Origin of the sequence: Saccharothrix violaceirubra (assembly GCF_014203755.1) — a bacterium.
GTDB lineage: Bacteria > Actinomycetota > Actinomycetes > Mycobacteriales > Pseudonocardiaceae > Actinosynnema > Actinosynnema violaceirubrum.
In genome coordinates this window covers 6,733,011-6,757,942 of the sequence record NZ_JACHJS010000001.1, presented here as the reverse complement: position 1 = coordinate 6,757,942, position 24,932 = coordinate 6,733,011, and the positions used below count along the sequence as shown (strand labels likewise).

Annotated in this window: 24 protein-coding genes; 14 read left to right on the top strand and 10 right to left on the bottom strand. The window is 70.7% G+C overall.

All coding sequences use genetic code 11. The annotated features are described in order from the left end of the window. The first annotated feature begins 165 nt into the window (after nucleotides 1-165). Nucleotides 166-888 carry a Fic family protein gene (locus tag F4559_RS31185; RefSeq protein WP_184674665.1) on the top strand — a complete coding sequence of 241 codons (723 nt, stop codon included), beginning with the start codon at nucleotides 166-168 and terminating at the stop codon, nucleotides 886-888. 4 nt (nucleotides 889-892) lie between these two features. On the opposite strand, the gene F4559_RS31180 is transcribed toward F4559_RS31185, so the two are convergent. After that, nucleotides 893-1,093 carry a hypothetical protein gene (locus F4559_RS31180; RefSeq protein ID WP_184674664.1) on the bottom strand — a complete coding sequence of 67 codons (201 nt, stop codon included), beginning with the start codon at nucleotides 1,091-1,093 and terminating at the stop codon, nucleotides 893-895. A 127-nt stretch (nucleotides 1,094-1,220) separates the two neighbouring features. On the opposite strand from F4559_RS31180, the gene F4559_RS31175 reads away from it, so the two are divergent. Together F4559_RS31175 and F4559_RS31170 are read left to right on the top strand one after the other, a co-directional pair. Then, the gene (locus tag F4559_RS31175) at nucleotides 1,221-2,081 is read left to right on the top strand and encodes a helix-turn-helix domain-containing protein (protein WP_184674663.1); all 861 of its coding nucleotides are present in this window, start codon (nucleotides 1,221-1,223) and stop codon (nucleotides 2,079-2,081) included. Next, nucleotides 2,078-2,272 (top strand): DUF397 domain-containing protein, encoded by a 195-nt coding sequence (locus F4559_RS31170; RefSeq protein ID WP_184674662.1) that lies wholly within the window; start codon nucleotides 2,078-2,080, stop codon nucleotides 2,270-2,272. Before F4559_RS31175 ends, F4559_RS31170 begins: the two co-directional genes overlap by 4 nt. 36 nt (nucleotides 2,273-2,308) lie before the next feature. Here the strand turns inward: F4559_RS31170 and kynU are convergent, their stop codons facing one another. Both kynU and F4559_RS31160 read right to left on the bottom strand, forming a co-directional pair. Further along, nucleotides 2,309-3,409 carry a kynureninase gene (gene kynU / locus F4559_RS31165; RefSeq protein WP_312865912.1) on the bottom strand — a complete coding sequence of 367 codons (1,101 nt, stop codon included), beginning with the start codon at nucleotides 3,407-3,409 and terminating at the stop codon, nucleotides 2,309-2,311. Continuing rightward, nucleotides 3,406-4,221, bottom strand: coding sequence for a tryptophan 2,3-dioxygenase (locus tag F4559_RS31160; protein WP_184674660.1), 816 nt, complete (start codon nucleotides 4,219-4,221; stop codon nucleotides 3,406-3,408). The genes kynU and F4559_RS31160 overlap by 4 nt, the downstream gene beginning before the upstream one ends. A 107-nt stretch (nucleotides 4,222-4,328) precedes the next feature. On the opposite strand from F4559_RS31160, the gene F4559_RS31155 reads away from it, so the two are divergent. Continuing rightward, on the top strand, nucleotides 4,329-4,778 hold the full coding sequence (locus F4559_RS31155; protein WP_221447435.1) for an Lrp/AsnC family transcriptional regulator: 450 nt from the start codon (nucleotides 4,329-4,331) through the stop codon (nucleotides 4,776-4,778). Here the strand turns inward: F4559_RS31155 and F4559_RS31150 are convergent. From F4559_RS31150 to F4559_RS31125, 6 genes are all read right to left on the bottom strand, one after another. Beyond that, nucleotides 4,747-5,679: an N-acetylmuramic acid 6-phosphate etherase gene (locus tag F4559_RS31150; RefSeq protein ID WP_184674659.1), complete on the bottom strand. Its 933-nt coding sequence runs from the start codon at nucleotides 5,677-5,679 to the stop codon at nucleotides 4,747-4,749. The two genes, F4559_RS31155 and F4559_RS31150, sit on opposite strands and share 32 nt — an antisense overlap. Beyond that, nucleotides 5,676-6,590, bottom strand: a complete 915-nt coding sequence (locus F4559_RS31145) for a MurR/RpiR family transcriptional regulator (protein WP_184674658.1) — start codon at nucleotides 6,588-6,590, stop codon at nucleotides 5,676-5,678. The genes F4559_RS31150 and F4559_RS31145 overlap by 4 nt, the downstream gene beginning before the upstream one ends. A gap of 110 nt (nucleotides 6,591-6,700) precedes the next feature. After that, complete coding sequence (locus F4559_RS31140; protein WP_312865911.1) at nucleotides 6,701-8,284, bottom strand: serine hydrolase domain-containing protein; 1,584 nt, start codon at nucleotides 8,282-8,284, stop codon at nucleotides 6,701-6,703. Continuing rightward, nucleotides 8,281-9,522 (bottom strand): exo-beta-N-acetylmuramidase NamZ family protein, encoded by a 1,242-nt coding sequence (locus F4559_RS31135; protein ID WP_184676412.1) that lies wholly within the window; start codon nucleotides 9,520-9,522, stop codon nucleotides 8,281-8,283. The genes F4559_RS31140 and F4559_RS31135 overlap by 4 nt, the downstream gene beginning before the upstream one ends. Further along, the gene (locus F4559_RS31130; protein ID WP_184676414.1) at nucleotides 9,516-11,255 is read right to left on the bottom strand and encodes a glycoside hydrolase family 3 protein; all 1,740 of its coding nucleotides are present in this window, start codon (nucleotides 11,253-11,255) and stop codon (nucleotides 9,516-9,518) included. Before F4559_RS31130 ends, F4559_RS31135 begins: the two co-directional genes overlap by 7 nt. A gap of 478 nt (nucleotides 11,256-11,733) precedes the next feature. Continuing rightward, nucleotides 11,734-12,546: an HAD-IB family hydrolase gene (locus tag F4559_RS31125; RefSeq protein ID WP_184674657.1), complete on the bottom strand. Its 813-nt coding sequence runs from the start codon at nucleotides 12,544-12,546 to the stop codon at nucleotides 11,734-11,736. Between the two features lie 389 nt (nucleotides 12,547-12,935). Between F4559_RS31125 and ssd the strand changes: the two genes are divergently transcribed. From ssd to F4559_RS31090, 8 genes are all read left to right on the top strand, one after another. Beyond that, the gene (ssd, locus tag F4559_RS31120; protein WP_312865910.1) at nucleotides 12,936-13,997 is read left to right on the top strand and encodes a septum site-determining protein Ssd; all 1,062 of its coding nucleotides are present in this window, start codon (nucleotides 12,936-12,938) and stop codon (nucleotides 13,995-13,997) included. Nucleotides 13,998-14,573: 576 nt separating this feature from the next. Further along, on the top strand, nucleotides 14,574-15,710 hold the full coding sequence (locus F4559_RS31115; RefSeq protein ID WP_184674656.1) for a TadA family conjugal transfer-associated ATPase: 1,137 nt from the start codon (nucleotides 14,574-14,576) through the stop codon (nucleotides 15,708-15,710). 49 nt (nucleotides 15,711-15,759) lie between these two features. After that, complete coding sequence (locus tag F4559_RS35685) at nucleotides 15,760-16,515, top strand: type II secretion system F family protein (protein WP_246445371.1); 756 nt, start codon at nucleotides 15,760-15,762, stop codon at nucleotides 16,513-16,515. Then, on the top strand, nucleotides 16,512-17,063 hold the full coding sequence (locus F4559_RS35680) for a type II secretion system F family protein (protein WP_312865909.1): 552 nt from the start codon (nucleotides 16,512-16,514) through the stop codon (nucleotides 17,061-17,063). Before F4559_RS35685 ends, F4559_RS35680 begins: the two co-directional genes overlap by 4 nt. Before the next feature lie 33 nt (nucleotides 17,064-17,096). Beyond that, complete coding sequence (locus tag F4559_RS31105; protein WP_184674654.1) at nucleotides 17,097-17,249, top strand: DUF4244 domain-containing protein; 153 nt, start codon at nucleotides 17,097-17,099, stop codon at nucleotides 17,247-17,249. A 161-nt stretch (nucleotides 17,250-17,410) separates the two neighbouring features. Then, nucleotides 17,411-17,716, top strand: coding sequence for a TadE family type IV pilus minor pilin (locus F4559_RS31100; RefSeq protein ID WP_184674653.1), 306 nt, complete (start codon nucleotides 17,411-17,413; stop codon nucleotides 17,714-17,716). Further along, nucleotides 17,709-18,044, top strand: a complete 336-nt coding sequence (locus tag F4559_RS31095) for an Rv3654c family TadE-like protein (RefSeq protein WP_221447434.1) — start codon at nucleotides 17,709-17,711, stop codon at nucleotides 18,042-18,044. Before F4559_RS31100 ends, F4559_RS31095 begins: the two co-directional genes overlap by 8 nt. A gap of 240 nt (nucleotides 18,045-18,284) precedes the next feature. Further along, a complete protein-coding gene (locus F4559_RS31090; RefSeq protein WP_184674652.1) occupies nucleotides 18,285-18,890 on the top strand; it encodes a bifunctional DNA primase/polymerase in 606 nt (201 codons plus the stop codon). Between the two features lie 482 nt (nucleotides 18,891-19,372). Here the strand turns inward: F4559_RS31090 and sftH are convergent, their stop codons facing one another. After that, nucleotides 19,373-21,667 (bottom strand): DNA 3'-5' helicase SftH, encoded by a 2,295-nt coding sequence (sftH, locus tag F4559_RS31085; protein WP_376774685.1) that lies wholly within the window; start codon nucleotides 21,665-21,667, stop codon nucleotides 19,373-19,375. 240 nt (nucleotides 21,668-21,907) lie between these two features. On the opposite strand from sftH, the gene F4559_RS31080 reads away from it, so the two are divergent. Continuing rightward, nucleotides 21,908-24,214 carry a sodium-translocating pyrophosphatase gene (locus F4559_RS31080; protein WP_184674650.1) on the top strand — a complete coding sequence of 769 codons (2,307 nt, stop codon included), beginning with the start codon at nucleotides 21,908-21,910 and terminating at the stop codon, nucleotides 24,212-24,214. A 103-nt stretch (nucleotides 24,215-24,317) separates the two neighbouring features. Continuing rightward, entirely contained in the window at nucleotides 24,318-24,911 is a 594-nt protein-coding gene (locus tag F4559_RS31075; RefSeq protein ID WP_184674649.1) for a hypothetical protein, read from the top strand. The last annotated feature ends 21 nt before the right edge of the window (nucleotides 24,912-24,932 follow it).

Genomic DNA, 24,932 nt, shown 5'->3' with positions numbered 1-24,932 from the left:
GGGTGTCGAAGGTGTTTCGAGGACGTTTCGAGGGTAGCCAACGCCCCTTGGAGCAGGGGGAACTCCGCATTGGCGTGGAGCGCACGTGCGGCAAGTGGCTCTCTCTTCTCTGGCTTCCTGCTCATCGACAGGGATGCCACTTTCCCCTGCGTAGGCTTTCCGGCCGTGGACCCGCTCGCGCCCCTGCTCGAACTGCCCGGAGTGGCCGACGCGGTCACCGCCGCCCGGGACGCGGTCTTCGCCGTCCACCGGCACCGGGTCAACCTGCGGGGTTGGGCCACGACCGCCGCGGAGGCGTCCGTGCGGGCTGCCCGGTCGTCGGCGGCGCTCGACGGCGGGTCGACCGACATCCCCGAGTCCGGCGAGGTCGCCGACCCGGTGTTGGCGGGTGCGTTGCGCGTGGCCGAGGCGTTGGGGACGGTGTTCCCGACCTGGCGACGTGCCCCGCTCCAGGCGTTGGCGCGGTTGCACGTCCTGGCCTCGGCGGACCTGGACGACACTCCCGGACGCCCGCGTGCGGTACCGGGCCTGTCCGAGCGGCTGGACCTGTTGGCCGGATTGGTCACGGGCGGCACGTCGGTGCCGGGACCGTTGCTGATCGCCGTGGTGCACGGTGAGTTGCTTTCTTTGTCGCCTTTTACCGTCGCGAATGGTGTGGTCGCCCGTGCCGCCGCACGGTTGACCGCGATGTCGACCGGGGTGGACCCGAAGTCGTTGGGCGTCCCCGAAGTCCACCTGCTCCGGAATCGTGCCGATTACGACGCCGCGCTGATCGGTTTTTCGACCGGCACGCCCGAAGGTCTGACAGGGTGGATTCTGTTCCAGTGTGCGGCGCTGGAGTCGGGCGCCCGCGAGGCTCGCAGCATCGCCGACGCCGCCTCCGCGTGATTCTTCAGTTGTCTGCGCGCATCAATTCCAAGGCCCGGCCCATCTCGACGTGCAGGCGCTCGGTCGCGCCCCTGGACAGCACGAAGTCGACCTGACCCGCGCCCAGGGACACTTCGAGTTCGTCCGCGTTGACCGAGCACTTCATCGCCACATCGCCGCCGACCCGGATGTAGTTGGACGACGCGACACCGCTAACGTAGATCATCGGCATTCCCGCTTTCTCGTTTTCGTGCCGGGGGTTGACGACACTGTATCGTTCGAACGGTACCGATGTGCAATGCCCATTCGGGTGAGTGCGAATACGCAACAGATTTCTAAGGACAGGTGTGCGAATGGCTGTGGGAACCACGCGCGGAAAACGCAAGCTCGGCGCACTGATGGCGAAGTACCTGCACCAGTCGGGGGCCAAGGCCGAGCACGTGATCAAGGAGATCCGAATCGGTCGTACCACCTGGAACCGGATGCTGAACGGCGAGGCCAGGCCACGGTGGTCGGGGTTCATCGCGATCCTGTCGGTCCTGAACCTGACGGAGGAGGAGCGCCGACGTGCGATCGATCTCTGGGAGGTCGCCGACTACGAGGCCATGCCCATCGAGCACGTGGACGTGCTCCCCCGTCCCTACGTGCGCTTCCGCCGCGATGAGACCGAGGCTGTCTCCGAGCGCTCGATCGACCTGCTGCTGATCCCGGGCATCTTCCAGACAGCCGACTACGCCTCGGCACTCGCGGGCGGCAGCGGACTCCTGCTGGTCGGCGAGGGGCGAACCGAGCGTGTTGCGCCCGAGCGCCTCGACCGCCAAGCGTTGCTCCACCGCAAGCCGAATCCGCTTGTGGTCCATGCGCTGATCGACGAGTCTGCGCTCTGCCGTGAGATCGGTGGGCAGGCGACCATGGCGGCCCAGTTGGACTGGTTGGTGGAGCTGTCGACTCTGCCGAACGTGACCATCCAGATCCTGCCGAGCACGGCCGGAGCCCACGGTGCGCTGTCGGGCACCCTCACGTTCCTCGATTTCCCCGAAGTGGACGACCCCGGAGCGGTCTACGCGGAGAGTCTGATCAGCCTCGACACCGTGGAGAATGAGGAGGGTGTCGCGCGGTTCCACGCTGTGTGGGACGACGTGGTCGGCCGCGCGCTCTCGGTCGAGTCCTCGATCGAGGTCATCCGAGCGGCAAGGGAGACCCGAGGATCATGAGGAAGCGGTTCGAACGCGACGGACTTGTCTACCTGACGTCGAGCGCGAGCCTGCCCGAAAGCACCTGCGTCGCCGTGGCGGTGGGTGTCGAGCGGACCGGTGTGCTCGACTCCAAGGACCCGATGGGGGCCACCCTGGAGTTCCGGGCCACCACGTTCCATTCCTTCGTCGCCGGGCTCAAGCAGGGCTGAGGCGGGTTGGGGCACCCGCGCCCGGGTGCCCCAAGCTCAAAGGAGTTCCTGCAACGCCCGCGCGGCCCGCTCCGCGTCCTCGTCCGTGTTGTACAGCGGCGCGAACCCGAACCGCAGTACATCCGGTGGACGATGATCACCGATCACGTTCCGTGCGATCAGTTCACCCATGATCCGTGCAGCGTCCGGGTGGCGCAGTGACACCTGGTGGCCGCGCCACTCGCTGTCCGGTGTGATCACCTCGATGCCCGGCAAGCCCTCCACCAACCGCCGGAAGTACGCCGTCAGCTCCAGCCCGCGCGCCCGCACGTCCGCCAACGACACCTGGTCCCACACGTCCAGCGCCGCATCCAGTGCCAACATCGACAAGATGTCCGGCGTCCCGACTCGTGCTCGGGAAATTCCCTGGTCAGGGGTGTAGTCCTGGCTCATCGCGAATGGCACCGCGTGCCCGGTCCACCCGGTCAGCGGCTGGTGGAAATCCTCCTGCGCGGCCTTCGGCACGTACAGGAACGCCGGTGCGCCCGGCCCGCCGTTCAAGAACTTGTAGGTGCACCCCACCGCAAGATCGACTCCCAGTCGATCCAGCTCGATCGGCAGCACACCGACGCTGTGGCACAGGTCCCAGACGATCTTCGCCCCGCCGGCGTGGACGTGCTCCGTCAACGACGCCATGTCCAGCAGTCGCCCGCTCCGGTAGTCCACGTGGTTCAGCAGCACCACGGCCGCGTCCCCGACTTCGAACGACTCCGGATCGACCGCCCGCAGCGTCAGCCCGGTCAACTCCGCGACCGACTGCGCGATGTACCCGTCCGTGGGAAAAGTCCCGGCGTCGACCAGGATTTCGCCACGCTCCGTACCCCGCACCGCTCCCATCAGGGCCTTGAACAGGTTCACGCTCGTGGAGTCCGCGACCACGACCTGCCCCGGCGCGGCCCCGACCAACCGGCCGACCCGGTCGCCGACCCGCTCCGGCGTCTCCCACCAGCCCTCGGACCAGCTCCGGATCAGCCGCCGTCCCCACTGCTGGGTGATCACCTCGTTCACCCGCGCGGCCACGTGCCGCGGCGGCACGCCCAACGAGTTCCCGTCCAGATAGACGACGTCGTCGTCCAGGTCGAACAGTTCGCGGATCACACGTAGCTCCTCGCGGTCCACAGCTCGGGGAAGATCGACCGCACGGCCCGCTTCTCCAACCACGCCACGCCGGCCGACCCGCCCGTGCCGGTCTTCGCGCCCATCGCCCGCCGCGTCGCCAGCAGGTGATCATGGCGCCACCGGGTGAACTCCTCGGCGACGTCGGTCAGCGCCTCGCCGAGTTCGAGCAGGTCACGGTCGTCTGACCGGTAGATCCCCGCCCACATCGCCTCGACCTCGGGGTGCGGCTCGTAGGGCGCGCTCACGTCCCGGTCCAAGACTTCCTTCGGGACGGCCAGCCCGTGCCGGGCCAACGCCGCGAGCACGTCGTCGTACAGGCCGGGCTCGTGCAGCAGCGCTTCGAGCGCGTCGTGCTGCCGGGGCACGGCCCGGTGCGGCACCAGCATCGACCGCGACTTCTCGCCGAGCAGGAACTCCAGCTCCCGGTACCGCCCGGACTGGAACCCCGAACCCTCGCCCAGGGCGTCCCGGAACGAGTTGAACTCGGCCGGCGTCATCCGCGCGATCGGCCGCCACGCCGCGTTCAACGCCTGCATGTGCAGCTCGCTGCGGCGCAACGTCCGCACGGCCGCGCGCAGGTCGTCGTCGCGCAGCTCGATCTGCGCCTGCCGCCACTCGAAGCACAGCAGGCCGAAGTACAGCTCCATGACCTGCGTGATCACCAGGAAGGACATCTCGCGCGGGTCGTCGGACGCCTGCTTCTGCAACGAGTGCAGGACCGACGCGTGCACGTAGTCCTCGTACGGCGTCGTGCCGCCGAAGTCGAGCTTGGGAGCGACCGGGCAACTCATGACTTCCATGATTCCCCGGCATCCGGGTGAACTGAATGGCCGTCAAGTGCCACTTCGGGTCAATCTGTTCACGTCCGGCAACCAAAACGGCGATTGGCTTGGCTTTTATGAACACCGACCTGGACAGCACCGACTGGGCACTGCTGGACGCCCTCCAGGAAGACGCGCGGCTGTCGTACAACGAGCTGGCCCGCCGGGTGCACGTGTCGCCGCCGACCGCGGCCCAGCGCGTGCGCCGGCTCGAGGAGGTCGGGGTGATCACCGGTTACCGCGCGGTCGTCGACCCCACGGCCGTGGGTCGCTCGGTCGTCGCCCTGGTCCGGATGAAGTGCTACGGGCCGCGGTGCATCACCGTGCACCCCGAGCTGCTCGACGACTGCCCGGAGGTGGTCGAGGTGGTGCGGCTGACCGGGGACATCTGCTCGGTGGTCAAGGTCGTGACCACGTCGATCGGCGAACTCGAACGGCTGCTCGTCCGGCTGGGAGGCTACGGCGAGACGTCCAGCGCGATGGTGTTGTCGACGCCTATCCCGTGGCGTCCGCTGACAGCAGGGTGAGCGCCTGCCGAACGTGCCCATGCGCGTGGATCAACGCCTCGGTGGCCCGGCTGATCGGCACGTCCGCGAGCAGGTGCACGAGTGCGATCTTGAGGTCACCGTTCGCGTCGGACAGGGCGTTCACGCATTCGTTCTCACTCGAACCGGTGGCCTCGCGCAGTATGCGCACGGTGCGTCCGCGAAGTTTCGCGTTCGTGGCCCGCATCGACACCATCAGGTTCGAGTACGTCCGCCCGAGCCGGACCATGATCGCGGTCGAGAACGACGTGAGCACCAGCTTCTGCGAACTGCCGGCCTTCATCCGGGTCGACCCGGCGATCGCCTCGGGACCGGTGTCGACCGTGATCAGCACGTCGACCTCGGGCGCCGGCGCCGACGGGTTGTTGGAGACCAGGACCGTGCCCGCGCCGAGCCGCCGGGCCTGCGCCAGGGCTTCGAGTACGAACGGCGTGCGGCCCGACGCCGTGACGCCGACGACCAGGTCGCCGGGTGCCGCGTGGTCGCGCATCCGCGCGGCACCCTCGTCACCCCGGTCCTCGGCGCCCTCGACCGCCCTGACCATGGCGTCCGGGCCGCCGGCCTGGTGGGCGAGGAACCAGTCGGCCGGGATGTTGTACGTGGGCACGAGTTCGGCGGCGTCGAGCGTGGCCAACCGGCCCGAGGTGCCGGCGCCGACGTAGTGCACGCGCCCGCCGGCCAGCAGCGCGCGCACGGCGAGATCGGCGGCGCGCGCCAGGTCGGGCAGGGCGGCGGACACGGCGTCGGGCACGTGCCGGTCCTCGTCGTTGATCAGGTGCAGCAGGTCGAGCGTGGACAGCCGGTCGATGTCCCCGGTCCGGGGGTTGCGTGCTTCCGTCGGCGATTCGACGCGTATGGCGACATCGTCCCGGCCCGGTGTCATTTGCCGGACTCCCGGCGCCGCCTGCCGTCCGGACGGGCACCGAGCCGATGGCCGGACACCGCTTCGTACGTGGATTCGAGCGCGGCCTTGGCGCTGTCGGCGTGCTTCTGCGCGACACCGATGAACAGGCAGTCGATCACCGTGAGCTGGGCGATCCGGCTGGCCATCGCGCCCGAGCGGAACGTGGTCTCGCGGGCGGCCGTGGTCAGGACGTGGTCGGCGACCTCGGTGATCGGCGAGCGGGGGAAGTTCGTGAGCACGACGGTCGCGGCGCCGCGTTCGCGGGCCACCCGCAGGGCCTCGACCGTCTCGGCGGTCGAGCCGGTGTGCGAGATGCCGACCGCGACGTCCGCCTCGGTCAGCACGGCCGCCGAGGTCAGGGCGATGTGGGTGTCGTTCCAGGCGAAGCACGTTCGCCCGATCCGGTGGAGTTTTTGCTGGAGGTCGAAGGCGACGAACGCGCTCGCGCCGAAGCCGTAGACGTCGACGCGGCGGGCGCCGGCGACCAGTTCGACGACGGCCTGGAGCGTGTCGACGTTGAGCTGCTCGGCGGTCTCCTCGACCGCGCGGGCGTCGGCGAACGCGACCTTGCCGACCACCTGGCGCAGGTCGTCGGCCGGGCCGATGTCGCCGCCGAGGTCGCGGTCGGTGCGGGCGGCGGTGCGGGCGGTCTCGGCCGCGAGCGCGATGCGCAGCTCGGGGTAGCCGCCGACGCCGATCGCCTTGCAGAAGCGGGTCACGGTGGTCTCGCTCGTGCCCGCCGCCTCGGCGACCTCGGTGATGCTGCGGTGCGCGACGGTCGCCGGGTTCTCCAGCACGACCTTGGCCACGCGCTGCTCGGCGCGGGCCAATCCCGGGAGCAGCGAGCGGATGCGGACGAGTGGGCTGGCGTCGGTGTTTTCCGTGGACACGTGGGAAACTTACTAACCGGTCAAACGGATATCAACGCAACGTGCGGGAAAGTCACCCCATTCGTGGCAAATTGCCGCCCACCGGTCGGAACCTTTAGGCCCATTGCCCACTATCTGTCGGCGATTCGCCATCCGTCGGGGGACAACTCGCTGTCGAGGACTTGACCACGTCGATCGGTCACGCGGACGGCGTCGACGTGGACCCCGCGCCCGTACGGTCCGGTACCGGCGGTGTACCGCCACCGGAACCGGGTCGCCTCGGCCTCCACGACGATCCGCTGCCAACGCCTCGTGCCGTAACCCGTGAGTTTTCGCAGGTCACGCCACTGGTCGTCGGTGAACGCCTGCACGGCGACCTCTTCGCCCGCAGCGAGGTCGACGAAGGCGGCGAACTCCAGCCGGTGCCGCTGCGCCGGCAGGACCCGCGTGGTCAGTGTGCCACCGTCGCGTTCGGCAGCCCAGGACGTCTTACCTGCGACGGGCCGGACGGCAAGCGCTTGCGCCAGGCCGTCGGCCACGGCCCGCCGCGACGGGTTGATCGAACCCCGGTTCCGGTCCGGGTGGACGCGGTTGGTGAGCAGGACCGCGATCGAACCGGACAGGGGGTCGAGCACGAGCGACGTGCCGCTGAAACCGGTGTGCCCGGCCGTCCCGGGGGAGGAGAGGGCGCCCATGTACCAGTTCTGGTCGAGTTCGAAGCCCAGGCCGTGGGCGTCGCCCGGGAAACGCGAGTTGAAGTCGGTGAGCATCAACGTGACGGTGTCCCGTTCGAGGATCTCGACACCCCGGTAGCGGCCACCGTTGAGGATCATCTGGCCGACGGTGGCCAATTCCCGGGCCGTGGAGAACACGCCCGAGTGACCGGCGACCCCGCCGAGCGACCACGCGTTCTCGTCGTGCACCTCGCCCCGGACCATGCCGCGACCGGCTTGGAATTCGGTCGCCGCGGTCCGGCTTTTGTCCTTCGGCCGGTAGCCGGTGTCCTTCAGCCCGAGCGGAGTGGCGATCGTCCGGTCGACCAGGACGTCGAGTGTCGTGCCGGAGACGCGTTCGGCGAGCAGGCCGAGCGTGATCAGGTTCAGGTCGGAATAGCGGTAGCCGGTGCCGGGCGCATCGGTCGGCCTGGTGTCCATCACGGCCTTGATGCGTGCCGGGACGTCCGGGTAATCCGACCAGAGTGGCAGCCAGTCGACCAGGCCGGACGTGTGCGTGAGCAGTTGTTTCACGGTGATGTCGGCCTTGCCGTTCACACCGAACTCCGGCAGGTACCGGCTCACCGCCGCGTCGAGGTCGATGCGGCCGAGTTCGTACTGGCGCATGACCACGATCGAGGTGAACAGCTTGGAGATCGAGGCCAGGTCGAAGACCGTGTCGACGGTCATCGGCACGCGCCGGTCGGGTGGCAGTTCGGTCTTGGCGTCGGCGTAGCGCACGGCCCAGCCGGCGGCTTCTTCGGCGACGATCACGCCGTCGTGCGCGAGCAGGGTGACCGCGCCGGGGAAGTTGGGCAGGGCGCGGACATGTCGCAGTGCCTTTTCGATCGGCGTTCGGTCGACCGGCGAGAAGCCGTCGTGCAGCACGGCGTTCATCCACCCCGTCCGCGGGTGGTCGTAGCGGCCGTCGCCGCTGGTGGCGGCGGCGGACCCGGCGGTGATCGTGGCCATGGCGAGCAGCAGCGCGAGAAGTCTCTTCACCGGTACCTCGAGTACGGCTTCCTTGTCCGGTCGAACTCGTCCAGTTCCTGCCGCCACGAACCCACGATGTCGTCGATCCCGGCCCGCGCGTCGACCATGCGCCGTAATCGGTCCGACCCGAAGAGCAGGTCGACCCAGTTGTCCTCGCGCCAGGCGAACGGGTACCGCCGGGCCGCCGTGACGATCATGGCCACGCCCGTCCGCACGGCGTCGAACTCCCTGGCGTTCGTGACCTGGAGCTGCACGCCGCCACAGGTCCGCCCGGCGTACCGGCCGAAGGCGGGCGCGAAGTACGTCTCCCGGAACCGCACGCCGGGCAGCCGCTCGCCGTTGAGGTCCTCGGCCCAGCGCCAGTCGACGTCGGGGGAGCCGACGGTCTCGAAGGGCTTCGTCGTGCCCCGGCCCTCGGTGAAGGAGGTGCCTTCGAACAGGCACGTGCCGGGGTAGACCAGCGCGGTGTCCCGCGTCGGCATGTTCGGGCTCGGCGGCACCCAGGCCAGGCCCGTGTCGAGGTCGTCGCGCCGCCAGTGCCGGACCTCGACCACGTCGAGGTCGAGCGGGGTGTCGAGGAACTCCCCGGCGAACAGCCCGGCGAGTTCGCCCACCGTCAGCCCGTGCTGCTGGACGACTGGTTTGACGCCGACGCCGGACGCGAAACCGGGCAGGAGTTGCGGGCCCTTCGCCTTGCCGCCCAAGGGGTTGGGCCGGTCGAGGACCACGAACCGCGCGCCGACGGAGGCCGCGGCGGTCATGGCCGTGAGCATGGTCCAGATGTAGGTGTAGAAGCGGGCGCCGACGTCGGCGATGTCGAAGACCAGGACGTCGACCCGTTCTTCGCGCAGCACGCCCGCGAACTTCGCCGCGTCGGCCCGGTAGACGTCGCGGACCTTGATTCCCGTGCGCGGGTCGGCGTGATCGCCTTCGGAACCGCCGGCCTGCGCCGTGCCCCGGAACCCGTGCTCCGGACCGAGGACGACGACCGGCGGGACCCCGGCCGCCACCATCGAGTCGACGACGTGGACGCCGTCCCGCAGGACCGCGGTCGGGTTGCCGAGCACGGCGACCCGACCCTCCAACCCCCGCCAGTGGTCGGCCGCCAGGACGTCGGCACCGGTCACCACCCGGCGTCCCGTGGCGACGACCGCGGCGGCCTCCGCCCCCGCTGTCGAGGCGGGCGCCAACCCCGCGGCGGGCACGGTCACCGCGGCGAACAGGACCTCCCGCCGCCCGATCACCAGGTCAGCCCATGTCCGAGCGGGTAGGGCGTCGGCCCCGGCACCGCCACCGGCAACAACCCCTTCGGACCGATCTCCCCGGTGATCACCTTCGCCACCGACTCCAGCGCGCCCGCACCGTACGAGTAGGTCGCCAACCAGACCGGCACCGACGTGTAGGCCACGTCGTACGGATTGCGCACCGCCACGCCCACCACGGGTCTGCCCGTCGCCACCAACCGGTCCACCAGCGCCTGCTGTTCCGGACTGCCCGACAACCCGGACGTCAGCACCACCACGAGATCCGCCGCGCCCGCGGCCTCGACCGCGCCCGTGATCTGCTCGGGCGTCGGCGTCGCACCGGTCGGCAACGCCTTGCCGCCCAACAGTTTCGCCAGCGTGCGGGTCGAGTTCTCGCCCCACCCGGTGACCAGCGCCGCCTTCGGTCGCCTCGGCAGCACGCCGCCGTCGTTGCGCACGGCCGTCGTCGTCCGGTCGGTGATCGTCCGCGCGGCGGCCAGGTTCTCCGGCGTGCCGACCGCCGCGTCCGCCTTGTCCGGGTCCACCGGCGGCGAGGTCAGGATGCCGCGCAGGAACTTCATCCGCAGCACCCGCAGCACGCTCTGGTCGATGCGCCGCTCGGTCAGCTCGCCCGACTTCACCGCGTCGACCACGGCCGTGATCGCTTCGCCCAGCTTCGGCGGCATCAGCAGTTGGTCGACGCCGGCCTTCAGGGCCAGCACGGGGATCCGCGCGTCCGGGTGCTTCTGCCGCACCCCGGCCATGTCGAGCGCGTCGGTGATCACCACGCCGTCGTAGCCGAGTTCGCCGCGCAGCAGGTCGATCACGGGCTTGGACAGCGTCGCCGGTTCGCCGGACGGGTCGATCCGCGGCATCAGGATGTGCGCGGTCATGATCGAGTCGACCCCGGCCGCGATCGCGGCGCGGAACGGCGGCGCGTCCATCTCACGCCACTGCTCCACGGTGCGGTCGACGACGGGCAGGCTCGTGTGGCTGTCCGTCGCCGTGTCCCCGTGGCCGGGGAAGTGCTTGGCCGTCGCCGCCACGCCCGACCACGTCAGGAACCGCTGCTGGTACCCGCGTACCTGGGCGGCGGTGAACTCGGCCGCGAGCTTCGGGTCGCCCGAGTACGAGCGGACCCCGATCACCGGGTTGGCCGGGTTGGAGTTCACGTCGGCGTCCGGTGCGAAGTCCTGGTTCACGCCCAGCGCCCGCAGTTCGCGCGCGGTGATCGTCGCGGCCTGTTCGGCGTCGGTCGTGCTGCGGCCCGCACCCAATGCCATGTTGCCCGGGAATTGCGTCACCGGCGGTCCGATCCGGGTGACGAGGCCCATCTCCTGATCGGTGGAGATCGCCAGTGGAATCTTCGACGCGCGTTGCAACCCCCGGGACAGACCGGCGATCTGCCGGGGCGAGTCGATGTTGTCGTGGAGATCGTTGTCGAAGTAGATCACGCCGCCCGGCCGGTACTTCGCGACGATCTCCGCGGGCGTGGCCACGCCGAAATCGCGCACGTTGTCCGGATGTTCCTCGTCCGCACGTTGTCCGTTGACATAGGTGACGAAGAGTTGGCCCACCTTCTGTTCGAGAGTCATGCCCGCGAGCAGCGAGGTCACCGCCTGCGGGCGTGGCGGCTGGCCCGCCGCGGGCGGGCTGACCAGCGCCGTCACGACGAGCGCGACGGTCAGGACGCGGAGCACTGGGGCCTCCCTCCAGAGGCGGTAGCCGGACGTCATCGGGAAGTTACCCACGGTTCCGAAGTGGGTCAACGCCTGCATTCTGCTGACGCGCACCGACAATTCCGGTTGCTCCGGCCGTCCCTCGAACGGGCGAAAAAACAGGCGGGGCCCCACGTGGGTGGGGCCCCGCCGGCGGCGCGGGCTGTCGAGTTACCAAGCGTGCAACTCGTGTCGTATTGATCTGGCCTCGGCGTCCGGCGTCCCGGTACGCAGGCCCTGGACGACAAGCCTCCCGCGGCGTGCTGCGCGTGGGTACTCGAAGTCCGCGCACGGAGCTTTGCCGGGGTGGACAGCGCTTCTCTTCCGCTCTGTCCCTGGCCGACCGAAGGTCCGCATCTCCATTTGTAGTGCGTGGTGGCCGTCACATCAAGGGCTCGATGGTGTGCACCGGTCAAGCGACCCTGTGTAGTGATTCTCCTGCTGTGACAGCGTTTTCTTCGCGCCGTACCGCTGTCCGAGCCCTCCCTGGGGTGAATCAGCCGCGCCTCTTCCGGCGCAACCCGTACCACGCCACGCCTGCGGCCGTGGCCGCGCCGAGCCCGATCGCGGTGACGGCGACGGCCGTGCCGGACGGGCGTGGGATGCGTGCGCGCAACGACACCGGGTCGGAGAACGTGAGCGTCGGCCAGCCGCGTTGCAGGGCGACCCGGCGCAACGCCCGGTCCGGGTTGACGGCGGTCGGGTGGCCGACGGCCTCCAGCAGCGGCAGGTCCGTGATCGAGTCGGAGTAGGCGAAGCAGCGGGTCAGGTCGTAGCCGTACTCCTCGGCGAGCCGCTTGACCGCGACGGCCTTGTTCTCGCCGGCGCAGTAGAAGTCGACGTCGCCCGAGTAGCGGCCGTCGGTGACGACCATGCGCGTGCCGACGCTGCGGGTCGCGCCGACCATGGTCGAGATCGGGGCCACCAGCTCCTCGCCGGACGCGGACACGACGACCACGTCGTGGCCCTCGGTCCGGTGGTCGGTGATGAGTTGGGTGGCCTCCTTGTAGACCAGCGGATCGACGATGTCGTGGAGTGTCTCGTCCACGATCGAGCGAACTTGTTCGACGTCCCAGCCCGCGCACAGCGCGGTGATGTGCGAACGCATCCGGTCCATCTGGTCGGCGTCGGCGCCGGCGAGCATGAACACGAACTGCGCGTAGGCGCTTTTGAGCACCGCACGCCGGTTGATCAGGCCCTCTTGGAAGAACGGCCGGCTGAACGCCAGCGTGCTCGACTTGGCGATGACTGTCTTGTCCAGGTCGAAGAACGCGGCGACACGGCTGCCGTGGGTGGCGTGCTCGGTCACGTGCACCAGCTTAGGAGACGGCCGATCGGCTCATCTGGTTCGCAGATTTACGAACCAAGGGTGATGCGGTCTACCGAATTTTTCGTGTCCCTCTAACGGAAGACACGCATGACCCTTCCCCGTGGGGATACAGTAGACAGGTCCGGCTCGACCGGACGGGTTCAGTCCGACCCCCCGGGACTGAACCGTTGACGACCCCCGTCCCTCCCCCCTGGCGGGGGTCGTCCCATGTCCGGACACTGTTCTCCCTGGTAGACCGCTTGTCGCCGGGAGTTGTCCACAGGCGGACGACCGGGGTCCGACTTGTCCACAGTTTCCGGACCCCCACTGGACTCCTCCTCCACCCCCCTCCACCGTGGTTCCAGAGCGAACCCGAAGAGGAGGCGGCAGTGGAACGACCGGTGGTCCTGATGGCGGAGTCCGCGACGACGGACGAGGTCCTGCGGCTCGCGGCGGCGGTGGGGTGCGACCTCGACCGCGTCGCCGACGTGACCGAACTGCGCGCCCGCTGGCGCACCGCCCCCCTGGTCCTGCTCGACACCGACGCCGTGGAAGCGTGCGCGGGGGAAGGCTTCGCACACCGGTCCGACGTCCTCCTGGTGGCGAACGGCCCGCCGCCCACCCCGACCGCCGCCTTGCGCCTGGGCGTACAACTCGTCGACCTCCCGTCCGACACCGACGAACTGCACGCCCTGCTCGCAGACGCCGCCGACAACCCCTCTCCGGTGCGCGGCCGGGTATTGGCGGTGCTGGGCGGCCGTGGCGGCGCGGGCGCTTCGGTGTTCGCGGCAGCCGTCGCCCAGGAGGTCCTGTCGTCCGGGGGCACCGGTCTGCTGGTCGACTGCGACCCGTTCGGCGGCGGCCTGGACCTGACGCTGGGCGCCGAGGGGGAGAGCGGCCTGCGCTGGCCGGAAGTCCGGGTGACCGGTGGACGGGTGCGCGCAACCGCACTACGCGCAGCACTACCACGCCGCACGGCCGGCACCGGCAGCCTGACGGTGCTGTCCTGCGCCCGCGAGGGCACCCCGACCCTCACCGCCACCGCCGTAGGCGCCGTGGTCGACGCCGGCACCCGCGCCGGCGACACCGTGGTCTGCGACGTCCCCCGCCACCCCACACCCCCGTCGACCGCCGTCCTGGACCGCGCCGACCTGGTGATCCTGTTGGTACCGGCCGAAATCCGCGCCTGCGCAGCCGCGCGCCAACTGGCAACCCACATCCGAACCCGCCACCCCCAGGCCCGGATCCGCACAGTCGTACGAGGCCCGGCACCCTCCGGCCTGACCCCTCACCACGTAGCAGAAGCCGTAGGCGTTCCCTTGCTGACCACCATGCGCCCGGAACGCCACCTACCCGAATCCCTGGACCAGGGCCACTTCCCCCATCGCCCCCGAGGCCCCCTGTCAAAAGCCGCCCGCCTGACCCTGACCGCCCTGCTGACACCCCTCTGACCCGAACACCCGAACTCGACACCCACCCACCTCAACCCGCAATTCCTTACCTCCCCACACGAACCAGGCCATACGGAGAGGGACGGAACCTCTTTGCGGCCTGCCCGGCGGCGAGCGACGCTTGAAGGCTCGAAAACCCGACCCCGACAACAAGCGGCACTTTCCAAGCCGCAAAAGCTCAAACCAGAAACTCTTGCCCGGCAAGGAATTCCAGAAAGGGTCGAACCATGTCCGAAAGCACTCCCGTCCCTCCCGTCACCCCCTTGAAAGCCGAACGCCACACCCCGGACGGCCTCCCGCCCGCCCCCGCCCGCCCCACCGGCAACACCCCGCACACCGACATGACCTGGCCACCCGCCGTCTGCCAATGCCCGACCCCGCCCGACCTGTCCTTCTGCCCTGCCTGCCGCGCTGCCGTACCCCCAAGGCCCATCCCGACCTGGAACCCCCCGACCTGGTCCCCAACCGCGGAAACCGTCCGCGAAAACCACCTACGGAAACCAACCGCACAACCGTCCGCGGAATCCGACCCCCCGGAGCAACAATGATCACCAAAAAGTCCTCTGTGGACATCCGATGACAGACCTGGTCGAACGCGTCCGCCGCCGCCTGGCCGACACCCGGTCCGACCTGACCTCCGCATCGGTGGCAGCCGCCGTGCGCGGCGAGTCCGGCGGCGTCCTGGGCGACGAGGACATGCTCAACGCCCTCACCGTGCTACGTCAGGAGTTCACAGGCGCAGGCCCTCTCGAACCACTGCTCCACGCCCCCGACACGACCGACGTCCTGGTGACAGCCCCGGACCAGGTCTGGGTGGACGACGGCAACGGCCTACGCCGAACCCCGATCCGCTTCCCCGACGAGGCAGCCGTCCGCCGCCTGGCACAACGCCTCGCGATCGCAGCCGGCCGCCGACTCGACGAAGCAGTCCCTTACGTGGACGGCCGCCTGTCGGGCTCGGTCCGCCTGCACGCCGTCCTACCGCCCATCGCGCCTTCGACCTGCCTGTCACTGCGCGTACTACGTCCCGCCGCCCACACCCTCGACACCCTGTGCGACCGAGGCACCTTCGACGACGAAATCGCTGAGGTACTACACAGGATCGTCCTGGCCCGAGCCGCTTTCCTGGTGACCGGCGGCACCGGCTCAGGCAAGACAACGTTGCTCGCGGCCTTGCTCGGCCGCGTACCCCACGACCAACGAATCGTCTGCGTGGAAGACGCAGGCGAACTCCAACCCACCCACCCCCAGGTGGTCCACCTCCTCTCCCGCACACCCAACGTGGAAGGCGCGGGCGAGGTGACCACCCGCGACCTGGTCCGCCAAGCCCTGCGCATGCGCCCCGACCGAATAGTGGTCGGCGAGGTGAGAGGCCCCGAGGTCGTGGACCTGCTCGCCTGCCTCAACACAGGCCACGACGGCGGCGCTGGCACTCTGCACGCCAATTCCCCGACCGAGGTCCCCGCGAGGCTGGAAGCCTTGGCCGCCTTGGGCGGCTTGGACCGCACAGCCCTGCACGCCCAACTCGCCGCAGCGGTGAAGGTCGTCCTGCACATGCACCGCTCCGCCGACGGCAGGCGCCACCTGGCAGCCATAGGCGTGCTCGAAAACAACAGCACCCGCATCACCCCCGCCTGGACCCACACCGACGGCTGGCACCAAGCCGCCTCCCACCACCTACAGACATTGATCACCTCTTCCCGCACACATTGATCGCCTCCTCACCCCTGCCGCTCGGCCACTCACCCCCCGGACGTGAACCATGAGCTTCTTGTTGCTGTCGCTGGCGTTCCTGCTCTTCCCTCCGTCGGCAGCCCACCGCCTGAGGTGGACTCCACGACGAAAACCCACCCTGCCCAAACCGAATCAGGGAACCGTCGTACTGGGCAGCGCCCTGTTCGGCCTCCTCGCCGGAGCAGGCGGTGCCATCGCCGCCGCCGTGGTCGCCCGCACCCTCTGGCACGACCACCACGAGCGCGCAACCCACCGCGAGCGCTTGAAAGCCACCACAGCGCTGGCCGCCGGGTTGGCCGGGTTCGTCGCCGAACTGAAAGCCGGTGCCCATCCGGCACCCGCCGCGTCGGGCGCGGCCGAGGACGCGGAGCCGCCCGCTTCCGAGGTCTTACGCACGATCGCCACCACGGCCGCACGCGGCGGCGACGTGGCGACCGCGTTGCGGGACTTCCCCGAGGCGCACCAGCTCGCGCGGGCATGGCGGTTGTCGGCCGAACACGGCGTCCCGCTCGCGGACGTCCTGGCGGAGGTGCGTCGGGACCTCGACCGCCGAGTGGCGTTCGCCGGGCAGGTGGCCGCACGCCTCGCCGGACCGAGGGCGAGCGCGGCGGTGCTGGCCGGGATGCCCGTGTTCGGCGTCCTCCTCGGCGAGGCGGTAGGCGCCGGACCGACCGAGGTACTGCGCACCACGGTCGTGGGCCAGGTGCTGCTCGTCCTCGGCGCGGTGCTGGTGTGTGCCGGGTTGCGGTGGAGTGCGCGGCTCACCCGGCAGGTGGTCGCGTGATCTTCCTGCTGTTCGCGCTGGCGCTCGCGTGCTACCCGCGTCGACCGGTGATCGACCGGCTTCGAGCGCCACGTGCGCGTCGGGTCCGGGGCGGCGCCGGGCCACCGGACCCGCTCGCGTTGCCCGCCACCTGGGACCTGCTGGCCGCCGTGCTGACGGCGGGCCTGCCGGTCGCGACGGCGGTCCGCGCCGTCCTGCCCGGTGTCCCGCCGGCGCCGGCCGAGCCGCTGCGGCGGGTGGCCGACCTGCTCGGGTTCGGCGCGGACCCGGTCGAAGCCTGGGCGCCGGCCCTGGCCGACCCGGCGACGGCGTCGTTGGCCAGGGCGGCGCGGCGGTCGGCGCGGTCAGGTGCCGCGCTCGCCTCGGCGGTGAAAGACCTGGCCGGCACCGCCCGGGTCGAGGCCGACAACCGGTCCGAGGCCCGTGCGCAACGGGCCGCGGTGCTGGTGGCCGGGCCGCTGGCGCTGTGCTTCCTGCCCGCGTTCCTGTGCCTGGGCGTCGCGCCCGTCGTGATCGGCCTCGCGCGGGACGTCGCGACCCATTGGTGACCGAATGTCCACTGTGGACGAAAGGGTGAAGAGATGGACGACAGGGGAATGACGACCGCCGAGTACGCGGTGGGCACGCTCGCCGCGGCGGCCCTTGGGGGCGTGCTGTTCGCGCTGCTCGGTGGCGACTGGATCGGCGGCCTGCTGCGGGCGTTGCTGCAAGAAGCCTTCAGCACGGTCACATGAGAGGCGACCGGGACGGCCTGGCCGGTTGGCCGGGTCGACCGCCTTCCGGACGACCGCGGCGGGGCGACGACCGGGACTGCCAGTCCGGTCCACCGCCTTCCGGAGGACTGCCTTCCGGAGGACTGCCTTCCAGAGGGCTGCGACGGGGCGACGACCGGGGCATGGTCACGGTCGAGGCCGCGCTCGGTGTCTCCGGGTTGGTCGTCGTGCTGGCGCTGTGCGTGCAGGCGGTCATGGCGACGGTCGCGCAGATCCGGTGCACCGACGCCGCGGTCGAGGTCGCCCGGCTGGTGTCGCGGGGCGAGGCGGCGCGGGCCGGCGAGGTGGTGGCCCGCGCGGCGCCGCCCGGCGCCCGGTTCGAGGTACGAACCTCGGGTGACGAGATCACCGTCCGGGTGACTGTCGAGGCTTCCCTCGTCCAGGTGGCCGGCACGGCCTTCGCGCTGATGGAGCCCGACGTTGCGTGACGACCGGGGATCGGTGTCGCTGGTCGCGGTCGGGGTGGCGGGGGTGCTCGTCACCGTGACCGCGCTCGCCTGCCAGTACGGCGCGGCGCTCGTCGAGCGTCACCGCTTGGAGGGAGTCGCGGATCTCGGCGCGCTCGCGGCGGCCAACGGGGTGATCCTCGGGGCGTCGCCCTGTGCGAGAGCGGAACGCGTGGCCCACCGGATGGGTGGGCGTGTCGAGGACTGTTCGGTGGACGGGGAGGAGGTGGTCGTCGAGATCGCCGGTCGGTCCACGGTGTTCGGCACGCCGCGAGCGCGGGCCGCGGCGGGACCGGTCCAGGGGCCGTGACCTCTGCGTTCCGCGACGAACGGTCGTTTGCCGACGGTGAGCGGACTCACAGTGGGGCTCTTGGGGGTCGAGCGGCCGGAGTAGGGGAACGGCGGCGTTCTGCCCCCCGCCCGATCGGGCGGCATTCGCCGTGCCGTTCCTACCAGTTGTCGACTGCCGGGTTACCGGAACTCCCGGTCATGGGGTTGATTCGAATGGCGGCACCGAGGCGGTGCCGCCCGTACGAGGAGGCGACACACAATGGAGTGGTCGGATAGCTGGCGCGGGGCCTTCCGCATCGAGCTGCGCGCGGAGGCGGTCAGCCTCGCGTGGCACGGATGGCCTGTGCTGCCGGGCACCTATCCGGCGGGCGACGGTTGGGCCGGGCGCGACGGCGTCGAGTCGACCGGTCCGACCCCGGTGCACGACGACTGGCAGGAACGCGTCGGCACCCAGGCCGACCAGGTGGCCGCCTGGTGGGCGGGCCACTCCTACAGCATCCTGCTGGCCACCGGTCACGGCGTGGACGCCGTCGAGGTCGACACCGACCTCGGCCGCAAGGCCGCGGTGGCGCTGCGCGCGGCGGGCTTCCCGGTACCGATCCTCGCGACCCCGGAAGGCCGCTGGACGTTCCTGGTCGCCACGGGCTCGCCGTGGCCGTCCGACGACCGGGTGACCTACCACGGCAAGGGCGAGTTCATCGTCCTCCCGCCGACCCCGGTCCGGCACGGTGTCGTCCACTGGCGGGTCAAGCCCCAGATCTGCGGGTGGCAGCTACCCGACGCGACGATCGTCCGCGACGCCCTCCACGAGGCCGCCCACGCGACCGACTCCTACGAGTCGCTGCTCACCGCCGAGACCGCCTGACCCCGAGACCGCCTGACCCGCACCGCCCGACCACCGGGGTCGCCGACCCCGACACCGAACCACGCGGCACGACCCGGCGACGGGAGGTACCGCATGGACCCCGCCCGGATCTTGGCTGTGCCAGGCCGTTTCGGGCGAGGGAAGACGAGGCCACGAGCCGGCGGCACGCAAGCTGAGGGCGTGCCGCCGGCAGGCCGGGTGGAGATGTCGAAGGGCGGGAACGAAATGCCGCCCGACGGGCCGGTCCGGGATCGCGCCCGGTGGGCAGGCCGCTCGCCGGGCAGCGTCGGAACGACCTGGGTGGCAGCGGGATCGCCGTGCCGCCGGCGGGTTCCGCGGTCGTCGGCAGCGGTCGTCGGCAGCGGTCATCGGGAGTGGCCGTCGACGGCGGTCGTCGTCGGCCGGATCCCGCGGTGGTGTCCTGATCCGCTGGGGCGCGAATCCGTCGTCGTGATCAGGGGTGTTGCGATCGGCTGCCGTGGTCAGCGGACGGCGGCGAGGACGGCGTCCAGGACCGTCAGGGCACCGGCCTTGTCCAAGGGGTCGTTGCCGTTGCCGCACTTCGGCGACTGCACGCACGACGGGCAGCCCGCCGGGCAGGCGCACGACGCGATCGCCTCCCGCGTCGCCCGCAACCACGGCACCAAGGCGTCGTACCCACGATCCGCGAAGCCCGCGCCGCCGGGGTGGCCGTCGTGCACGAACACCGTCGGCTCGCCCGTGTCGGGGTGCAGGGCCGTCGACACGCCACCGATGTCCCACCGGTCGCACGTGGCGAACAGCGGCAGCAGGCCGATCGCCGCGTGCTCGGCCGCGTGCAACGCACCGGGTATCCGGATCGGCCCCAGCGACGCGAGCAGGTCCGGCGTGATCGTGTACCAGACCGCGCGCGTCACCAGCGTGTCCGCCGGCAGGTCCAGCGCCACCGAGTCGACCACCTGGCCGGACGGCAGCTTGCGCAGGTAGCCGACCACCTGCGAGGTCACCTCGACCTCGCCCGACGACACCGTCACGCCGCCGTGCACGCGCTGTTCCAGCGTCCGCACGACCGTGATGTCCTTGACGTCGCGCGCCGTCGTCGTCCAGTCCGGCCGGGCGGCGTGCACGAACGCGATCCCGTCCGCCACGTCCAACCGGTCGACCACGTACGACTCGCCCTGGTGCAGGTACACCGCGCCTTCGTGCACCGTGCGGAACGCCGACCCCCGGTCGACCGTGCCGAGCATCCGACCCGAGTCGCCCTCCACGACGATCACCGGCTCGCCGCCCGTCCCGCGGATGTCGACCTCGCCGTGCGGGCGTTCGCGCGCCGTCCAGTACCAGCCCTGCGGTCGGCGACGCAGCACCTTCCGGGCCACGAGGTCGTCCAGCACGCCCCGGGCCGCCGGGCCGAAGTCGGCCAGGTCCTCTTCCCCCAGCGGCAGTTCGGCCGCCGCGCACGCCAGGTGCGGCTCGAGCACGTACGGGTTCGCCGGGTCGAGCACCGTCGCCTCGACCGGCTTCTCCAGCATCGCCGCCGGGTTGTGCACGAGGTAGGTGTCCAACGGGTCGTCCCGGGCCACGAACACGACCAGCGCCTCGTCCTCGCCGCCCCGCCCCGCCCGCCCGGCCTGCTGCCAGAACGACGCCAGCGTCCCGGGAAAACCCGCCACCACCACGGCGTCCAGGCCCGCGATGTCCACGCCCAGCTCCAACGCGTTGGTCGTCGCCACGCCCAACAACGCGCCGGAGGACAGCCCGCGCTCCAACGCCCGCCGCTCCTCCGGCAGGTACCCGCCCCGGTAGGCCGCGACCCGTTCGGCCAGGCCCGGGTCGACGTCGGCCAGCACCCGCCGCGCACCCAGGGCCGCCAGTTCCGCACCGACCCGCGACCGCACGAACGCCAACGACCGCGCGCCCTCCACGACGAGGTCCGCCAGGATGCGCGCCGTCTCCGCACCGGCCGAACGCCGCACGGGCACGCCGTTCTCGCCCTCCAGGTCCTCCAGCAGCGGCGGTTCCCACAGCGCCACCGTCCGCGCCGCACGCGGCGACCCGTCCTCCGTCACGGCCTCGCACGGCACGCCGACCAGTCGCCGCGCGGACGTCCCCGGATCGGCCACGGTCGCCGAAGCCAGCACGAACACCGGGTCGGCCCCGTACCTGCGGGCCACGCGCCGCAGTCGCCGCAGCAGCAACGCCACGTGCGACCCGAACACGCCCCGGTACGCGTGGCACTCGTCGACCACCACGTACCGCAGCCGCCGGAAGAACCTGATCCACCGCGTGTGGTGGGGCAGCATGCCCCGGTGCAGCATGTCGGGATTGGTGAACACCCAGTTGGCGTGCGCCCGCACCCAATCCCGTTCCGCGATCGGCGTGTCGCCGTCGTACGTCGCGGCCCTTACATCCGGTAACGACAACGACTCGACGGAACGCCGTTGGTCGGCGCCCAACGCCTTCGTGGGGGACAGGTACAACGCCGTGGACTTCGGGTCGTCGACCAGCGCGCCGAGCACCGGCAGTTGGTAGGCAAGGGACTTGCCCGAAGCCGTTCCTGTGGCGATCACCACATGTCGTCCCGAGCGGGCGAATTCGGCGGCCTCGACCTGGTGCCGCCACGGCCGCTCCACGCCGCGCGAAGTCAGCTCCTTTACCAGATCCGCCGGCGCCCACGTCGGCCAGTGGGCCGTCCGGGCGTCCCGGCGGGGCAGGTCGGCGGTGTGCGTCAGCGGCGATTCGCCCACCGGGACACCGGCGAGCACCCGGCGCAGGAGCCGGCGTCCCTCGTTCCCCACGCCCGCAGCTTCGCACACCATGCCGGCACGCTGGTTTCTTCCAGCGCCGATAACAGACGGTGCCTGGTTCGGGACAGACTGTTGATCACTTGCGCGCTATGAATAGACTCCGCCGCTATCGCATCCAATGAGGGGTGCATCACGTTGTGTCGCGGCCGACATTCGCGTGAGTTTGCCGGCCATGATGCTGTAGTGCGCGGTGCTCCTCGCCTTGGGCTTGGATACTCACCAGGAGGACGGATGTCCCGGCATTTCCTCGCGGAGGGCCTACAGCTCTCCGGAGGTGATCGCGGCGTGGTCGCCGTGGTCGCCGTGGTCGCCCTGGCTGCCCTCGCCGTCGGGTATGTACTGCTGCGGGAGGTGCTGGCCGCGGGCCAGGGCACCCCGAAGATGCAGGACATCGCCAAGGCGGTACAGGAGGGCGCAGCGGCCTACCTCAACCGGCAGTTCCGCACGCTCGGCATCTTCGTGGTGGTCGTGTTCGCGCTGCTGTTCGCGCTGCCCGCCGAGGACGCGGGCGAGCGGATCGGCCGGTCGCTGTTCTTCGTCGTCGGCGCGGTGTTCTCCGCGACGATCGGCTACCTCGGCATGTGGCTGTCCACGCGGGCGAACGTCCGCGTCGCCGCCGCGGCCAAGGAGGCCGGCGGTCGGGAGAAGGCCATGCGCGTCGCCTTCCGCACCGGCGGCGTGGTGGGCATGGTGACGGTCGGCCTGGGCCTGTTCGGTGCCGCGCTGGTCGTCCTGGTGTACGCGGGTCAGGCACCCAAGGTGTTGGAGGGCTTCGGTTTCGGCGCGGCCCTGCTCGCCATGTTCATGCGTGTCGGCGGCGGCATCTTCACCAAGGCCGCGGACGTCGGCGCCGACCTGGTCGGCAAGGTCGAGCAGAACATTCCCGAGGACGACCCGCGCAACGCCGCGACCATCGCGGACAACGTGGGCGACAACGTCGGCGACTGCGCGGGCATGGCCGCCGACCTGTTCGAGTCCTACGCCGTGACGCTGGTCGCGTCGCTGATCCTGGGCACGGCCGCGTTCGGCACGCAGGGCCTGCTGTTCCCCCTGATCGTCCCGGCGATCGGCGTGATCACCGCGGTGATCGGCGTGTACACGACCCGGGCCCGTCCCGGCGAAGGCGGGCTGACCGCGATCAACCGGTCGTTCTACATCTCGGCCGTGATCTCGGCGGTGCTGTGCACGGTCGCCGCGCTCGTGTTCCTGCCCAGCTCGTTCGCCAACCTGACCGGGCCGGACTCGATCAAGGGCGTGGCGGGCAACCCGGCGGTGGTCGCGGCCGTCGCGGTGATCATCGGCATCGTGCTGGCGGGTGTGATCCTGTGGCTGACCGGCTACTTCACCGGCACCGAGCACAAGCCGGTCAAGGAGGTCGGCAAGACCTCGCTGACCGGTGCGGCCACGGTGATCCTGTCGGGCATCTCGGTCGGCTTCGAGTCGGCGGTGTACACCGCGCTGGTCATCGGCGGCGCGGTCTACGGCGCGTTCCTGCTGTCCGGCTCGGTCGTCGTGGCGCTGTTCGCCGTGGCGCTGGCCGGCTGCGGCCTGCTGACCACGGTCGGCGTGATCGTCGCCATGGACACGTTCGGCCCGGTGTCGGACAACGCCCAGGGCATCGCCGAGATGTCCGGCGACGTGGACGGCGCGGGCGCGCAGATCCTCACGGAGCTGGACGCGGTGGGCAACACCACCAAGGCCATCACCAAGGGCATCGCGATCGCCACCGCGGTGCTCGCGGCGACCGCGTTGTTCGGCTCGTACCGCGACGCGATCGAGAAGGCCGTCAAGGAGGCCGGGCAGACGCTCGACTCCGTCACGGTCTCGTTCAGCAACGTCGTGTCCAGCCCGAACGTGCTGGTGGGCCTGGTGATCGGCGCGGCCGTGGTGTTCATGTTCTCCGGTCTGGCGGTCAACGCCGTGACGCGGGCGGCGGGCGCCATCGTGTTCGAGGTGCGCCGCCAGTTCCGCGAGAACCCGGGGATCATGGACGGGTCGGTCAAGCCCGAGTACGGCCGCGTCGTGGACATCTGCACCAAGGACTCGTTGCGCGAACTGGCCACGCCCGGCCTGCTCGCGGTGCTGGCGCCGATCGCGGTCGGCTTCGGTCTCGGCGTCGGCCCGCTCGCGGGCTACCTCGCGGGCGCCATCGCGACCGGCACGCTGATGGCGGTGTTCCTGGCCAACTCCGGTGGTGCCTGGGACAACGCCAAGAAGCTCGTCGAGGACGGCAACCACGGCGGCAAGGGCTCCGACGCCCACGCGGCCACGGTCATCGGCGACACGGTCGGCGACCCGTTCAAGGACACCGCCGGCCCCGCGATCAACCCGCTGATCAAGGTGATGAACCTGGTCTCCGTGCTGATCGCGCCGGCCATCGTGACGTACACGATCGGCGTGGACGCGTCCGACGCGATCCGCTACTCGATCGCGATCGTCGCGACCCTGGTGATCGTGGCGGCGGTCGTCGTGTCCAAGCGGCGCGGCACCGCGATCGCCGACGCGCCCGCCGAGCAGCCGAGCAACAGCGCGGCCTGAGAAAACCCCTTGTCACGGCGCGGGTGCCCACCCTCGGGGCACCCGCGCCGTGCGTTCGACGCACACTGGTGGGTGAACCGGTCGGTCGAACGGAAGGGATGTCATGAGATCGCGCCTGGTCGCCACGCTCGCCGTCGCGGCGGTGCTCACCGCCTGCACCGGGGGTGGCGGGGGCACCGCGCAGTCCACGTCCGCCAAGCCCGACGACTCGGCCGCCGTGGCCTACATGGGCAAGGTGTGCTCGGCCGCGTCGGCGTTCGTGGACGCGCCCAAGACGCCGCCGGGGCTGGCCGGCGACGACCCCGCGAAGCTCAAGGCGGACATGGCCCGGTACATGGGCCAGATGGCGGACGCGTTCACCAAGTCCGCGACCGCGCTGCGCGAGGTCGGCCCGTCGCCGGTGGGTGCCGGTGACAGCGAGGTCGCGGCGATGGCCACCACGTTCACCGACATCGCCGCCGCGTTCGCCGACGCCAAGACCAAGATCGAGGCCGCCGACGCGGGCGACCCGACCGGGGGTCTGCAGGCCGCGGGCGACGCGATCGCGAAGATGGACGAGTTCGTCGTGCCGTTGCGCGAACTCGACGCGACGCCGGAGTTGAAGGGTGCCGCGGAGAAGGCCGAGTCGTGCCAGAAACTGCGCCGGGTCGGCCGTTCGGAGCAACCGTCTCCGTCTGCCGCCGCTCCGACCACGTAGTACCTTGCTCCCGACTTCATC

What these genes read in the sequence shown, in the direction of transcription:
- F4559_RS31180 (WP_184674664.1), bottom strand. Translation starts at nt 1,093, where the DNA reads ATGATCTACGTTAGCGGTGTCGCGTCGTCCAACTACATCCGGGTCGGC.
- F4559_RS31175 (WP_184674663.1), top strand. Translation starts at nt 1,221, where the DNA reads ATGGCTGTGGGAACCACGCGCGGAAAACGCAAGCTCGGCGCACTGATG.
- F4559_RS31170 (WP_184674662.1), top strand. Translation starts at nt 2,078, where the DNA reads ATGAGGAAGCGGTTCGAACGCGACGGACTTGTCTACCTGACGTCGAGC.
- F4559_RS31160 (WP_184674660.1), bottom strand. Translation starts at nt 4,221, where the DNA reads ATGAGTTGCCCGGTCGCTCCCAAGCTCGACTTCGGCGGCACGACGCCG.
- F4559_RS31155 (WP_221447435.1), top strand. Translation starts at nt 4,329, where the DNA reads ATGAACACCGACCTGGACAGCACCGACTGGGCACTGCTGGACGCCCTC.
- F4559_RS31150 (WP_184674659.1), bottom strand. Translation starts at nt 5,679, where the DNA reads ATGACACCGGGCCGGGACGATGTCGCCATACGCGTCGAATCGCCGACG.
- F4559_RS31130 (WP_184676414.1), bottom strand. Translation starts at nt 11,255, where the DNA reads ATGACGTCCGGCTACCGCCTCTGGAGGGAGGCCCCAGTGCTCCGCGTC.
- F4559_RS31115 (WP_184674656.1), top strand. Translation starts at nt 14,574, where the DNA reads ATGACAGACCTGGTCGAACGCGTCCGCCGCCGCCTGGCCGACACCCGG.
- F4559_RS35685 (WP_246445371.1), top strand. Translation starts at nt 15,760, where the DNA reads ATGAGCTTCTTGTTGCTGTCGCTGGCGTTCCTGCTCTTCCCTCCGTCG.
- F4559_RS31105 (WP_184674654.1), top strand. Translation starts at nt 17,097, where the DNA reads ATGGACGACAGGGGAATGACGACCGCCGAGTACGCGGTGGGCACGCTC.
- F4559_RS31100 (WP_184674653.1), top strand. Translation starts at nt 17,411, where the DNA reads ATGGTCACGGTCGAGGCCGCGCTCGGTGTCTCCGGGTTGGTCGTCGTG.
- F4559_RS31090 (WP_184674652.1), top strand. Translation starts at nt 18,285, where the DNA reads ATGGAGTGGTCGGATAGCTGGCGCGGGGCCTTCCGCATCGAGCTGCGC.
- F4559_RS31080 (WP_184674650.1), top strand. Translation starts at nt 21,908, where the DNA reads ATGTCCCGGCATTTCCTCGCGGAGGGCCTACAGCTCTCCGGAGGTGAT.
- F4559_RS31075 (WP_184674649.1), top strand. Translation starts at nt 24,318, where the DNA reads ATGAGATCGCGCCTGGTCGCCACGCTCGCCGTCGCGGCGGTGCTCACC.